The organism is Commensalibacter sp. Nvir (assembly GCF_963921845.1).
In the GTDB taxonomy this organism is placed as follows: Bacteria; Pseudomonadota; Alphaproteobacteria; order Acetobacterales; family Acetobacteraceae; genus Commensalibacter.
In genome coordinates, this window is record NZ_CAWUGZ010000137.1 from 15,183 (window position 1) to 29,083 (window position 13,901).

The 13,901-nt window shown below is 36.2% G+C and carries 10 protein-coding genes and 1 tRNA gene; 9 read left to right on the forward strand and 2 right to left on the reverse strand.

Features of this window, described 5'->3' with window-relative positions; all coding sequences use genetic code 11:
- From AABE15_RS08730 to hflX, 5 genes are read left to right on the forward strand one after another with little or no spacing between them, the layout of a single operon-like run.
- A complete protein-coding gene (locus tag AABE15_RS08730; protein WP_338330910.1) occupies positions 1-1,386 on the forward strand; it encodes a sigma-54 dependent transcriptional regulator in 1,386 nt (461 codons plus the stop codon).
- A 13-nt stretch (positions 1,387-1,399) separates the two neighbouring features.
- Positions 1,400-3,631 carry a PAS domain-containing sensor histidine kinase gene (locus AABE15_RS08735; protein ID WP_338330911.1) on the forward strand — a complete coding sequence of 744 codons (2,232 nt, stop codon included), beginning with the start codon at positions 1,400-1,402 and terminating at the stop codon, positions 3,629-3,631.
- The gene (locus tag AABE15_RS08740; protein WP_338330912.1) at positions 3,621-5,021 is read left to right on the forward strand and encodes a sigma-54 dependent transcriptional regulator; all 1,401 of its coding nucleotides are present in this window, start codon (positions 3,621-3,623) and stop codon (positions 5,019-5,021) included. Before AABE15_RS08735 ends, AABE15_RS08740 begins: the two co-directional genes overlap by 11 nt.
- Before the next feature lie 56 nt (positions 5,022-5,077).
- The gene (gene hfq, locus AABE15_RS08745) at positions 5,078-5,332 is read left to right on the forward strand and encodes an RNA chaperone Hfq (protein WP_338330913.1); all 255 of its coding nucleotides are present in this window, start codon (positions 5,078-5,080) and stop codon (positions 5,330-5,332) included.
- 12 nt (positions 5,333-5,344) lie between these two features.
- Positions 5,345-6,634: a GTPase HflX gene (gene hflX / locus AABE15_RS08750; RefSeq protein WP_408870273.1), complete on the forward strand. Its 1,290-nt coding sequence runs from the start codon at positions 5,345-5,347 to the stop codon at positions 6,632-6,634.
- Here the strand turns inward: hflX and AABE15_RS08755 are convergent.
- Positions 6,631-7,797: a hypothetical protein gene (locus AABE15_RS08755; protein ID WP_338330914.1), complete on the reverse strand. Its 1,167-nt coding sequence runs from the start codon at positions 7,795-7,797 to the stop codon at positions 6,631-6,633. The genes hflX and AABE15_RS08755 overlap by 4 nt on opposite strands.
- Positions 7,798-7,947: 150 nt before the next feature.
- On the opposite strand from AABE15_RS08755, the gene AABE15_RS08760 reads away from it, so the two are divergent.
- Positions 7,948-8,742, forward strand: a complete 795-nt coding sequence (locus AABE15_RS08760; protein ID WP_338330915.1) for an SDR family NAD(P)-dependent oxidoreductase — start codon at positions 7,948-7,950, stop codon at positions 8,740-8,742.
- Positions 8,743-8,745: 3 nt separating this feature from the next.
- Here the strand turns inward: AABE15_RS08760 and AABE15_RS08765 are convergent.
- Positions 8,746-8,817: transfer RNA gene (locus AABE15_RS08765), tRNA-Cys, on the reverse strand.
- Positions 8,818-8,958: 141 nt separating this feature from the next.
- On the opposite strand from AABE15_RS08765, the gene AABE15_RS08770 reads away from it, so the two are divergent.
- The 3 genes from AABE15_RS08770 to AABE15_RS08780 all read left to right on the forward strand — a co-directional run bounded on the left by AABE15_RS08770 (position 8,959) and on the right by AABE15_RS08780 (position 13,845).
- Positions 8,959-9,600 carry a protein-L-isoaspartate O-methyltransferase gene (locus tag AABE15_RS08770; RefSeq protein ID WP_338330916.1) on the forward strand — a complete coding sequence of 214 codons (642 nt, stop codon included), beginning with the start codon at positions 8,959-8,961 and terminating at the stop codon, positions 9,598-9,600.
- Positions 9,601-9,661: 61 nt separating this feature from the next.
- Complete coding sequence (locus AABE15_RS08775; protein ID WP_338330917.1) at positions 9,662-11,119, forward strand: TolC family outer membrane protein; 1,458 nt, start codon at positions 9,662-9,664, stop codon at positions 11,117-11,119.
- Between the two features lie 44 nt (positions 11,120-11,163).
- A complete protein-coding gene (locus AABE15_RS08780) occupies positions 11,164-13,845 on the forward strand; it encodes a valine--tRNA ligase (protein WP_338330918.1) in 2,682 nt (893 codons plus the stop codon).
- Positions 13,846-13,901 lie beyond the last annotated feature (56 nt).

Genomic DNA, 13,901 nt, shown 5'->3' on the forward strand with positions numbered 1-13,901 from the left:
ATGACCAGTCGAGCTAAAATTCTTCTCATCATAAATGATGATCGTTCTGTTCGTATTTTATTAGAACAGGCATTAACTCAGGCTGAATATCATGTACTTTTAACTGATAGTGCAATCGAGTTGTGCGATTGGATAGAGGCTGGGCAAGGTGACGTGGTTATAACAGATGTGAGTAAGCCTGAGATTATATTAAAAATCAAGCGTTTAAATCCATCACTTCCCATTCTTACCCTTAGAGCTTTATCGAATTTTGCAACGGATTTAAGAATAGAAAAAGAAAATTTTCTTGAATATATGTCAAAGCCTTTTGACCTTGATAAACTTATTCTAGCAGTCCGTCATGCAATTCACAGTAGACAAGAAAAAAATAATTTGAGTTTAATAAAAGATTTTGATGAGAAATTACCTTTGATAGGTAAATCATTATTTATACGAAATATTTATCAAATTATCGCCAGATTAACAAATTATGATTTAAATGTTCTTTTGTATGGGGAGGGTGGCACAGGTAAACACTTTATTGCTAGAATATTACATGATCATAGTCCTAGGAACTCCTATCCTTTTGTATCTATTAATCTATCTGTTCTAGATGAAAAAGAGGTTCAGCAATTTTTTTTTCCGGATACTCATAAAAATTTAATTCAATCTAATATATTTGAGCGGTGTGAAAATGGAACTTTGTATTTAGAAAATATTGAATTGCTGCCATTGATAACACAAAAAAGAATAATACATTGGATCGAAAATCAGTCAAAATTTAATAGACTGAGAAGAAATGAATTTTCAACTCGAATTATTTCAGCTACAGAGGTAAACTTACTTCATCTTGTGCAACAAGGAAAATTTAGAGAAGATTTATATTACCATTTGAACAGCGTTCCTATTAATGTTCCTTCTCTGCGCGAGCGCACTGAAGACATTCCATCACTAGTGTGTTTCTTTTTATCAAAATATAATTTTATCACAACGGTTACAGATGGGGGTATTGATGCTCTTAAACGGTATTCATGGCCAGGCAATATAAAAGAGCTCGAAAATTTTATTCGACGTTTATCGATATTATACCCTAATCAAATCATTTCTGAAGATTTGGTTAGGACTAATTTAAATATTAAGTTATCTTTAAATTGTGATAGAGATATTAATAAATCCTTGCCACTTTCTCTATTGATAGAGCGCTACATTCGTCGCTATTTTTTGGAAAGTAAGGGATTGCGTGTGAGCAAACTATATGCACAAATGATCGCTGAAATTGAAAAACCATTGATTGAGCAAACGTTATTAGAAACTCAGGGTAACCAAATTAAGGCATCTGCTATACTGGGCATTAATAGAAATACGTTACGAAAAAGAATAAGAGAACTTAACATTTTATTTAAGTAAGAGTCTTCATTCTGTGTTTAGGCAGTTTAAAAAAAATAAATTAAAAAATTTTATTGAGAAGCTTTCAGGTCCAAAATGTACTTTGAGTTTGGTTGCGCTTGCTCTTTTTTTTGGTATTGCAACCTTTATCATTCTTTCAGGGGGAATTGTTACCTCACACAATCATTTGATACAGCTGATTATTCCTTTAATTAACTTTGTCGTTCTTATTCTTTTAGTCTCGACCTTATTTATGCGTATCATGCGTTTAATTTCAGAGCGAAGACGAGGATTGGCTGGTTCGAAAATTCATATCAAATTAGTCATGTTGTTTGGAATTATTTCTACTATTCCAACAGTATTGGTAGGTATTTTTGCAACCGTTTTGTTTCATTATGGCATACAAATTTGGTTTAGTAATCGGGTCAGTACTGCATTGAGCGAAGCGTTACAAGCCTCGAAAGGCTATTTACAGGAGCACAATGCTAATATTCGTACAGAAGCCTTTTCCTTAGCGAATTATATTCAAAGTATGCAAAATAATTTAGCTCAGGCTGGTCAGGATTTGCTTGATGATCCTAATATCTTGGATCAAATTTTGGATTCTCAGGCAACTTTAAGGGGATTGAATGCTGCAATTATTTACAATCCGTCAACACAAAATATTATTGCTTCGGGTGGTTTGTTAAATAACATTTCTTACATCAAACAATTACCTAGAGCGACGCCATCATTAATGTCCCATAATGATGTGGCTATATTAGACTCGTCTGATGAACAAACTGTGCGTGCTGCTATATGGTTAAGCGATACCCCACCCTTAATGTTGTTAATTATAAGACCTGTCGATTCAACTATACTTGATCATATGTATAAAACTGAAAAGGTTGTGGACCAGTATAATCAATTAAGTAAAAACCGTTCAAAAATTCAAATCATGTTTGTTATCATTTTTACGTTAATAGCATTATTAGTTCTAGCTGCAGCAATTTTGCTAGGTTTGTATTTAGCAAATCAAATTGCCCGACCCGTTGGTTTATTAACGTTAGCCGCCCAAAAAATAAGTAGGGGTAATTTAAAGGTTATGGTGCCTGAACGTCATCAGGATGATGAAATCACTGATTTGTCCAGAGCATTTAATCGAATGACTAATCAATTGTCTGCTCAGCGTGCGGAATTAATCCAAGCAAATAAGAAAATTGATGAAAAAAGACGTTTTACTGAGGCCGTTTTATTTGGTGTTTCAAGTGGGGTGATTGGTTTAGATAAAAAAGCTAATATTGAATTACCTAATCGTTCAGCCAATCAACTGCTTGGTATTGATTTAACACAATGTGTTGGTTTAAAAATTACAGATGTTGTTCCTGAATTTTCGAGTTTGCTGGAAAAAAATATTAATCATCCTCACGATATACAACATGAAGAAATTAAAATTAAGACTAGTGAGGGGGTTCGGATTCTATCGGTACAAATTGGTCCTGAAATTAGAGGTAATATCATCGAAGGGTTTGTTGTTACTTTTGATGATATTACCGAATTACAAGCAGCACAACGTAAAGCCGCTTGGGCAGACATAGCGAGGCGAATTGCTCATGAAATAAAAAATCCTCTTACTCCGATACAACTTGCCGCGGAGCGTTTGAAACGCCGGTTTTTAAAAGAAATAAAATCTGATCAACATACGTTTAGTTTGTGTGTTGATACAATTGTTAAACATGTATGCGATATTGGGAGAATGGTTGATGAATTTTCTTCATTTGCTAGAATGCCTCAACCAGTAATGACATTAAATAAACTTCAACCAATCATTGACGAAGCATTAATTTTGCAACGTAATGCGCATCCAGAAATAAATTACTATGTTAATTTTCCTGCTGAATCTGTTAACATAATGTGTGATCAACGATTAATTAATCAGGCATTAACTAATTTATTTCAAAATGCTGTAGACGCCATACATATGGCGGAAAGAAATAGCAATAAGGTTTCAGGAAACCAAGGTAATATTTGGACAGAGTTAATAAAAAAAGAGAATAAAGTATGTATTTACGTTATTGATGATGGTGTTGGATTGCCTAGAGATGATCGGTTACGTTTGACAGAGCCTTACGTTACGCATAAATCCAAAGGTACGGGATTAGGGCTTGCGATTGTAAAAAAAATTATGGAAGATCATAATGGCGATTTACAATTAAAAGACCGTATCAAAGGAAAAGGTACAATATCAATTTTGACTTTTCAATTACGAGGAAAATATGGGGCATGAAATTTTAATCGTTGATGATGAACCTGACATCAGGTTACTCATTGAGGGGATTTTACAAGATGAAGGATATTCTACACGTCTTGCAGGGGATGCCGATTCTGCGATTAATGCTTTTCACGCTCGAAGACCCTCCTTGGTTATTTTAGATATTTGGCTTCAAGGATCAAAAATGGATGGGATCGAGATTTTGAAGTTAATTCAAAATGAAAAGCCTGCTGTTCCGACGATTATGATTTCTGGGCATGGGACAATAGAAACTGCGGTTTCAGCGTTACAACATGGTGCTTATGATTTTATTGAAAAACCCTTCAAAACAGATCATTTGCTTGTGGTTGTTCAGAGGGCTCTTAAATCCGCAAAGTTGGCCCAAGAAAATGCGGAATTACGTTTTCGTAGTGGCTTGGAAACTGAATTGGACGGACAAAGTCAAGCGATTAATATTGTTAAAAATCAAATTGATAAAGTAGCCCCAACGGGTTCTCGGGTTTTAATTTTTGGTGCGCCCGGTACAGGAAAAGAAATAGCAGCACGATCGATACATAAGCTATCAAAACGTGCGGATGGTCCTTTTTTAATATTAAATTGTGCAACATTGTCGCCCAGTCGATTTGAAGAGGAATTATTCGGCCTTGAAGGTCGTCCTGATGGAAGTGTTAACCGAAGGACAGGAGTGCTGGAAAGAGCACATGGGGGTACTCTTATACTTGATGAAGTTGCTGATATGCCTTTAGAAACGCAAGGAAAAATTGTTAGAGCTTTACAAGATCAAACGTTTCAAAGGGTGGATGGAGAGCATAGAGTAAAAGTTGATGTGCGTATTATCTCTACAACGAATAAAGACCTGCAACAGGAAATTACTTTAGGTCGTTTTCGTGAAGATTTATATTATCGTTTAGCGGTTGTACCTTTGAAAATTCCCAGCCTTAAAGAGAGAAGAGAGGATATCCCTGAATTAGCCCAGATTTTCCTGAAGAGATGTTCTGAATTGACTGGATTGCCTAAAGTTGAGCTTTCAGCAGATGCTTTAACAACTTTGCAAACTTATGATTGGCCAGGCAACATAAGAGAATTGCGTAATTTGATGGAGCGACTTATGATTATGATGCCACCAAATGTTTCTGAAGCTATACGAACCGACATGCTACCTTCAAATATTGGCCAAAATGCGCCTGGATTATTGAAAGTTGACACGCAAACTGATATTATTAGTTTACCTCTTAGAGAAGCTAGAGATTTGTTTGAAACTCAATATTTGCAAGCGCAATTAATGAGATTTGGTGGAAATATAAGTCGAACAGCTGGATTTGTAGGTATGGAACGAAGTGCGCTTCATAGAAAGTTAAAACAACTAGGAGTTACTTCTTCAGAAGAAAAAAATAACAACATTTAAATGCTCATAGTAATCATTTAAATTATCAAGCACAATAAATTAACGAAGGGCTAGTTGTGTCAAAAGAACCATATCAAAATATTCAGGATGTTTTTTTAAATCAATTAAGACGTTCAAAATTATCGGTCACAGTATTCTTGGTGAATGGGGTCAAACTTCAAGGGATTATTTCAGGTTTTGATAATTTTTCCATTCTACTAAGGAGGGATAGTCATTCTCAACTTGTTTATAAACATGCTGTTAGTACAATTATGCCTTCGACACCGATACAGTTACCATCTAATTCATCTGATGAAACCAAAGCTGACTAAATAAACTGTTAAATCTGGAGAAACTCAATCGAAAAAGCAGCCATTATAGTTCCGTGGAACAGTCATATACATCGTAGTGGTAAAAGGACTTCTCAATCAAGACTTGAAGAAATAGTTGGATTAGCTTCCTCAATTCAGCTTGATATTCGTCATCAGGAAATTTTTAATTTAAAAAGTTATCGTTCTTCTACTCTAATTGGTAAAGGCCAAATAGCATATTTAAAAAATGTTTTGAAAGAAAAACAAGTAACAATTACTATATTTGATACAAAACTTAGCCCTATTCAGCAACGGAATCTTGAAGAAGAACTTTTGTGTAAAATTATTGATCGAACTGCTTTAATTTTAGATATTTTTGGTGAAAGAGCTCAAACTAAAGAAGGGGCCTTACAAGTTGAACTTGCTCATTTACAATATCAAAGAAGTCGATTGGTTCGATCTTGGACGCATTTAGAACGTCAAAGAGGAGGGTTCGGCTTTTTAGGAGGACCTGGAGAGACGCAAATTGAAGCAGATCGGCGCTTGATTGATGAACGTATTATCAAATTAAAAAAAGATTTAGAACGCGTGCGTCGTACACGAGGTTTGCATCGAGATGCAAGACGACGATTACCCTTTCCAATTATTGCCCTAGTGGGGTACACGAACGCAGGGAAATCTACACTTTTTAATAGACTTACGCATGCAGATGTTTATGCACAAGATCAACTTTTTGCTACTCTAGATCCGACCATGAGAAAAGTAGTATTGCCATCGGGAAGAAACGTTATTTTTTCTGATACAGTAGGGTTTATAAGTGATTTGCCCACTGAACTTATAGCGGCATTTCGTGCAACCCTAGAAGAGACAGCAGAAGCAGATATTATTTTACATGTGCGAGATATTGCACATCCAGAATCTAATGAACAACGCTATGATGTAAATCAGGTACTTGAAACTATGGCCAAAAATGGTATTTTAAAGCCAGATTGGGAAAAAAATACCATTGAAGTGTTGAATAAGATTGATAAAGATTTCTCGCACGATTGGTCAAATTCAAGTAATCACATAATCGGTTTATCTGCTTTAACAGGTCTTCATGTGGAAAAGTTACTGGATCTTATTGATCAAAAACTATCCGTGATGAGAGAGGAATTTCATTACACCATTCCTTTGAACAACGGGGCTGCTCTTTCTTGGCTCTATCGTCATGGAGAAGTTATCTATCGAAAAGATAAAAATACATCGTTTTGTTTAACGGTTCGCTTATCAGCTTCTGATCGTTCTCGTTTTGAAAAACAGTTTATTTTAAAAATTAATTAAATATTTTTTTCATAAATGCGGTGAACTTTGCAAGGTTCAGGAGCAATACGTTCAATCAAGTGTCTCATTCCTTTATTGGTTTCCAAAATCCAGCCTAATTCGACCATTTTATAGGGCAAATTTTCTCCTCGGTTGAAAAGCTCAGAAATAATAAGTGAAGGCATTAAAGCTCCCATGGCGGTATTACGAATGGATTGACTAATGCCAAGCAATATAACTCTTGCAGACTTGAATTGATGACATTTTAGTTTTGTGATTATTTTTAACCAACCTAAGGGCGAAGGGGTTGGGCCTGTAAACTTAATAATGTCATATAAATTAGGTACAATTAATGCTACAGCAACCGGTATTTTGTTATATTCAATCAAAACGTAATCGTCTGGCTTTAGCATTGTTTTTAGATCTTTTACCAAATGAGTCATTTCAATAGGGGTTATGGGCACAAATCCCCAATTATCTTGCCAAGCATCGTTATAAAGTTGTCTGACAATTTCACCATCGCGAATAGTGTGTTTCTTGTCCCATTTGCGTATAGTAATATTTTCTGAATTTTTCCTAGTTAATGGTATAGTCGAGGGAACTTTATGTAGTTTTTTTACTTTATTAGTTAACTTCATTTGATAGCTGACCAAATCCATTGCTTTTGTAAGGCCAACTTTTTCAATATGTTCAGAAATCCACTTAGGATGCCACGGCATTCCAATCATAGGAATGCTTGATTGGCCCTCAATCATAGTACCAATTTCTGAATTAGTACTGAGGACATAAGGGCCTCTTATTTTTTCCATTCCACGTTTTTTTAACCATTCGCAAGCTGCATCAATTAGTTTTTTTACCACAATTGGATCATTAATTGTATCGAGAGCTCCGAAAAATCCAATAGGTTTTTTCCATTGTCTTAAAGCTGTTGGATCAATATGCGCTGAAATTCTTCCTACTACTTGATTAGATTTGCAAGCTAAAAAATAATGTACGATACCGTATCGAAAAAAAGGGGATTTTTTTGGATGCAATAATTCCTTTGATTGATAATCCAATGGGGGAACATATTCAGGGCATTGATGGTAAAGCAGTCGAGGTAAACGAATGAATATTGAAAGTTGCTTATGGCTTGTTACAGATTTAATGGTTACGTGCTCGGCTTGAGGACTGTCTAAAGTCATTATTTTAACCAACAATTTTTAATAAAACGTATGAATATGAGCTTAGTTTGAAATTAGCATAAAGTAAGCTAGTTTTAAAAAATAGTTATATAAAGAGTTTTTATTCTGATAGATAGAGAATTCTCCTAGTTGCAATAAGAAATTAATAAAATGTTTAAAGTATTTAATCCAAAATCGATTTTAATTACGGGAGCGTCAAGCGGTATTGGTAAAGCGCTTGCCTTATATTATGCCAAGTCAGGGGTGACGCTGTTTTTGTGGGGTCAATCAGAAAAAAGATTGCAAGAGACAAAAAAATATTGTGAACGTATAGGAGCAACGGTATTTATTTGTGCGCTCAATTTGTCCATCCCTTCCAATGCTTTGGAGAAATTGAATGAGATTTTGGCCCATACTTTTTTAGATTTAGTTATTCTGGCAGCTGGTTCAGGAGATATAAAAAATCAAAAATATATTTTAGAAGAACCCAGTCAAATTTTTTATATGGCACAATTAAATTACGTTACGCCTTGCCTAATGGCAACCGAAATAGCTAATCAAATGATACAAAAAAAAATAAATGGACGAATAGTTTTCTTAGGCTCTGTCGCTGGATTCCATTCTTTGCCTTTTGCTTCTGCTTACTGCAGTTCCAAAGCAGGCCTTTGGCGATTTGCACAGTCTTTACATTTATCTCTTAAAAAACACAACGTATCAGTTACTTTGATTACACCAGGTTTTATTGATACTCCTTTAAGTCAAAGATTAGAATGCAATAAATTAGGGATGTTAAAGTTAGAAAAAGCCATTCAACGTATTACGAAAGCGATCGAAACCAATAAAAGGGAATTGATTATTCCTAAGTTTTTTATTCTTTTAAAGTGGATTGATTTGTTATCACCCAATTGGCTCAAAGATTATATCTTTTTACATTTAAAGGTAAAACAAAATGATAGGGTTTTGTAAACAAGGTCCGGGAGGGAATTGAACCCCCGTAAACGGATTTGCAATCCGCTGCATGAGCCACTCTGCCACCGGACCCTAGCTAGTGATAGTTAGTAAATGTCTATATCATCTACAAATGATAAAAGGTCAAGAAAAAAATAGACACAATCTTTTCTTTTCATCTTAAGTGAATTCGTGATAATTAATTTAAACTACACATTGAATTTTGGGAAATTAATGAATTTTTCGTCGTCTTATTACCAACAATTTAGACAAAATATGGTTGAAAATCAGTTACGTCCAGCTGGGGTTAATCATAGACAACTTATTGAAATTATGCGTGTTTTGCCAAGAGAACAATGTGTTGAGCCGTTGTATCAAGATATGGCTTATGCGGATATGAGTTTGCCATTAGGTAAAAATCGAGTGTTCACTGAACCAAGAGTGATGGCTCGAATGATTCAGCTTGCAGAGATAAAATTAGATCAAAAGATTATGATTTTAGGTGGTTCAACAGGTTATCTAGCCTCAGTCCTATCTTTATTGGGTTCTCAAGTGATTTCCGTTGAAGAAGATGAGGATCTTTTAGCAAAAGGCAAATTGTTTTGTCTCGATTATGCGTTGAATGTTGTCTGGCACCATGGTTCTTTTTCTCAAGGCTGTCCTCAGCATTCTATGTATGATAGTATATTGATTGATGGTGCTATTCGAGAAGTGCCAGAAGAAATTTCCGAGCAATTGTTAGTTAATGGTTGTATTATATCTGTAGTAAATGAAGCAGGGCGAGCTCCTGCAGTAGCGCGTTTTGAGAAAACAATAAATGGCTTAACAAAGCGGTATAGCTTTTATGCAGATTTACCTATTTTAGGTGATTTTTAATTGCGCCAAATGCTATTTGATTAAAATAATATTAAGGGATTAATACATTAAGGTGGTTGCAATGAGACATTTTAGATATTTGGCAGTACCCTTCATTACTTTTTTAGTAAGTTCAACTGCATTTGCACAAAATTATGATGGCACGGGTTCTCCAAAGTTCATTCCTCATACATTAGAAGAAGCTTTGGCAACGGCTTACCTTACCAATCCTGATTTGCAACAAGAACGCGCTACCTTACGAGCTACGGATGAAAATGTCTCTACAGCTCGTGCAGGATGGCGTCCTACGGTTCAAACATCTCTTGCGGGCTTTATCACGCAAGGAAATAGTACAGGAAGTTCTCAATACGAAAGTTATGGACAAATTATCACGAGTCCAAAATCAATTCAAAGTTCAAATGGTCAGTTAGGTTATGCTGCTCAAGTTAGTATAACACAACCTATTTATCAGGGAGGTAAAACCACAGCAAAGACTCATCAATCAGTAAGTCAAGTTATGGCTGAGAGAGCAAAATTACTTTCTACAGAACAACAAGTTTTTACCAAAGTTGTTGATGCCTATATTGCAGTTATTGAAGGCGAGCAACTTTTACAAATTAATATTAATAACGAGAAAATATTAGCTGAACAGGTTAAAGCAACCAACCAACGTTTTATTTCCGGTGAGATTACCCGGACGGATACTGCACAAGCTGAAGCTGCCTTAGCAACAGCTAGAGCACAACGACAAACAGCCGAGGGTGCTTTAAGAGAAGCACAAGCTACTTATACCCAAGTCGTAGGCATTGCACCAGCACCCAATTTAAAACCTCCTCAACCTCTTGTTCTTCCGGTTAAAACCGAGCAGGAAGCAATTGCCAAAGCAGCCTCTAATAATCCTGATGTTATAACTGCTTTATTCACCGAAGCAGCACAAAAAGCAGCGGTAAATGTTGCTATCTCTGAAATTATGCCAAAGATTAATGCAAATTTGGCCTACATGCGGTTTAAAGATCAAGGTGTGGGTCAAAATATGCAAGACAGCAAAATGGGGACGTTACAGATGACACTCCCAATTTATCAAAGCGGTTCCGAATATTCTGCTATACGTCAAGCAAAACAACAGGCCCAAGCAGCTCATCGTCAAGTTAGTTCGCAAAGACGAACAGCTATGCAATTGGCTGCATCAAATTGGCAAAAGTTACAGGCGGCTAGAACTTCCATTGCTAGTAATCGTGCGGCGATTGCGGCTAATATAGTTGCTTTGGCTGGAGTAGAAAAACAAGCCGTTGTGGGGACGAGTACAACCTTAGAAATGTTGCAACAACAACAAACTTTGTTAAGTTCTCAAAATGCGCTTATACAGAATTTGGGTAGTATGGTTGCTTCTTCTTATGCAGTGGCTGCCGCAATTGGTCGATTAACTGCTCAAGATTTAAAATTAAATGTACCGCATTATGATTATACAGCATATTACAATGCTGTTAAAAATAAGTGGTGGGGTATAAGCGATTATGCCCAAGATCAACCAGGTCGTTAGCACATTAGTAATTTTCTATAATCTAAAATTAATTTATTGAGTTTATGTTAAACAAATTTTTTTCCCCAGCGTCTGTTGAAGATGAGATTTATAAAATTTGGGAGCAGTCTGAGTATTTTGCCGCTCATCCTGAATACGTAAGTAAAACACCTTTTACCATTATGATTCCGCCACCTAATGTCACTGGTACTTTGCATATGGGGCACGCGTTAACCATGACATTACAAGATATCGTTGTTCGGTGGAGAAGGTTGCAAGGCTATGATGTGTTGTGGCAACCTGGAACCGATCACGCAGGTATATCAACACAACTTGTTGTGGATCGCAAATTATCGCAGCAAGGAATTGATCGAAAAAAAATCGGCCGTGATGCGTTTCTTGAGCATGTGTGGCAGTGGAAGAAAGAGTCAGGCGGGGAAATTACCAAGCAGTTAAGACGATTAGGTGCTTCTTTAGATTGGAAACGCGAACGGTTCACCCTTGATGATGGTTTATCCGAAGCGGTAAAAAAGGTATTTGTGACGCTTTATCGAGAAGGGTTAATTTATCAGGATAGACGCTTGGTAAATTGGGATCCTCATTTTCGCTCAGCTGTTTCCGATTTAGAAGTTGAGAATAAAGAAATTAATGGGCATCTTTGGTATATTCGATACCCTATTGAGGGATCAAATCAGCATTTTATAACCGTCGCGACCACTCGACCTGAAACGATGCTGGGGGATGTTGCAGTGGCTGTGCATCCTAGCGATGAACGGTATAAACAGTGGATTGGTCGTTATGTACGTTTGCCGCTTACAGAACGCGTTATTCCTATTATCGCTGATGAATATTCAGATCCAAGCAAAGGTACAGGGGCGGTTAAGATTACACCTGCACACGATTTTAATGATTTCGAGGTTGGCCGACGTCATAATCTAGAGCTTATAACTATTTTAGATGCAGAAGCAAATATTGATCTTCATGAAATTAAAGAAGGTGACAAAACAGTTTTTCTTTCTAGTCTGCAAGGTATGTCGCGGGAGAAAGCCAGAAACGCAATTATTGAAAAACTAGAGCAATTGGCGCTTTTGGAAAAAGTAGAAACTTATCGTCATCAAGTTCCTCATGCTGAACGAAGTGGAGCTATCATTGAGCCAAGGCTAACGACGCAGTGGTATTGTGACGCGGCAACCCTTTCAAAACCTGCTATCAAAGCGGTGCAAGATGGTCGTATACAGTTCGTTCCCAAGCAATGGGAAAACACGTATTTTGCTTGGATGAAAGAATTAAAACCTTGGTGCATTAGTCGTCAGCTTTGGTGGGGGCACCAAATACCTGCATGGTATGGGCCAGACGATACTGTTTTTGTTTGTTATGATGAAAAAGAAGCAGAAGAACAGGCACTTAAGCACTATGGTTCCACACAGGTTTTGCGTCGAGACGATGATGTTCTTGATACGTGGTTTTCTTCAGCATTGTGGCCATTTACAACCCTAGGATGGCCAGAAAATACTCCCGAATTACAACGATATTATCCGAGCAATGTGCTCATCACGGGATTTGACATCATCTTTTTTTGGGTTGCCCGCATGATGATGATGGGAATGCATTTCAAAAAAGATGTTCCTTTTCATACGGTTTATCTGCATGGGTTAGTTCGAGATGAAAAAGGGCAGAAAATGTCCAAAACCAAGGGAAATGGTATAGATCCCTTGGAGATCATTAACGAATATGGTGCCGATGCGATGCGTTTTACCGTTTGTGCATTAACGGGTCCAGGTAGAGATATAAAGTTAGGGAAGAAAAGAATTGAAGAATACCGTTCTTTTATTACCAAAATATGGAATGCTGCTCGCTTTTGTGAGATGAATACTGTATTTCTTAAGGAGGATTTTTCTCTGGAAGGGATAGCTTTTCCTTTAAACCGTTGGATACTTAATGAACTTTCCAACGTTATTCTTAAAATTGATCAGTCTCTAGAAGCTTATCGATTTGATGAATATGCTTCGCTTTGTTATCATTTTACGTGGGATAAATTTTGTGATTGGTATTTGGAATTTGCTAAAATAGCTTTCAAAAGTGATGATGTTCATTTAGTTTCTGAAACTCGATCGGTAAGTGCTTATATTTTAAAGAATTTATTGATTGTTTTGCATCCGATTATTCCTTTTGTTACCGAGGAACTATGGTCAGCGTTTTCTTTTGGCGACAAGGGAACGTTAATGATTGCTCAATGGCCCGACTTCAAAAAATGTGGAGGTTTGGACAATCAGCAGTCCGTTCAAGAAATTAATTATATCATCACTCTTATCTCTCAATTAAGAGGGTTGCGATCGGAAATTGGGGTTCCATCAGCAAAATTTATTCCATTGTTGATCAAAGATATTCAATCTGAATTCTTTGTTATTATACAACGATGGTCTGAAACAATCAAACGCATGGTTAAAATTGCTTCCATAGAAGTAGTTCAAGATTTTTCTTCAAAAAATTCTATACAGACAAGCATTCATGGAGCAACATTTATTTTTCCTCTTGAAAATATTGTTAATTTTGACAAAGAAAAGAACAGACTCTCTAAAGAATTATTTAAGTTAAGCCAAGAATTAGAAAGAATTCAAAATAAGTTATCAAATGAAAATTTTATGAAAAAGGCCAAAGCTGAAATCATTCAAGAGACGCGAGAGAGAGTAGTTAAACTCCAAAGCGAAGAAAATCGTTTAAAGCTAGCTTTAAATCGTTTTCAATAAAATAAGGATAAGTATGTTATTGTATTAAAAAATACTGTGGAGCTGCTAGGCACATA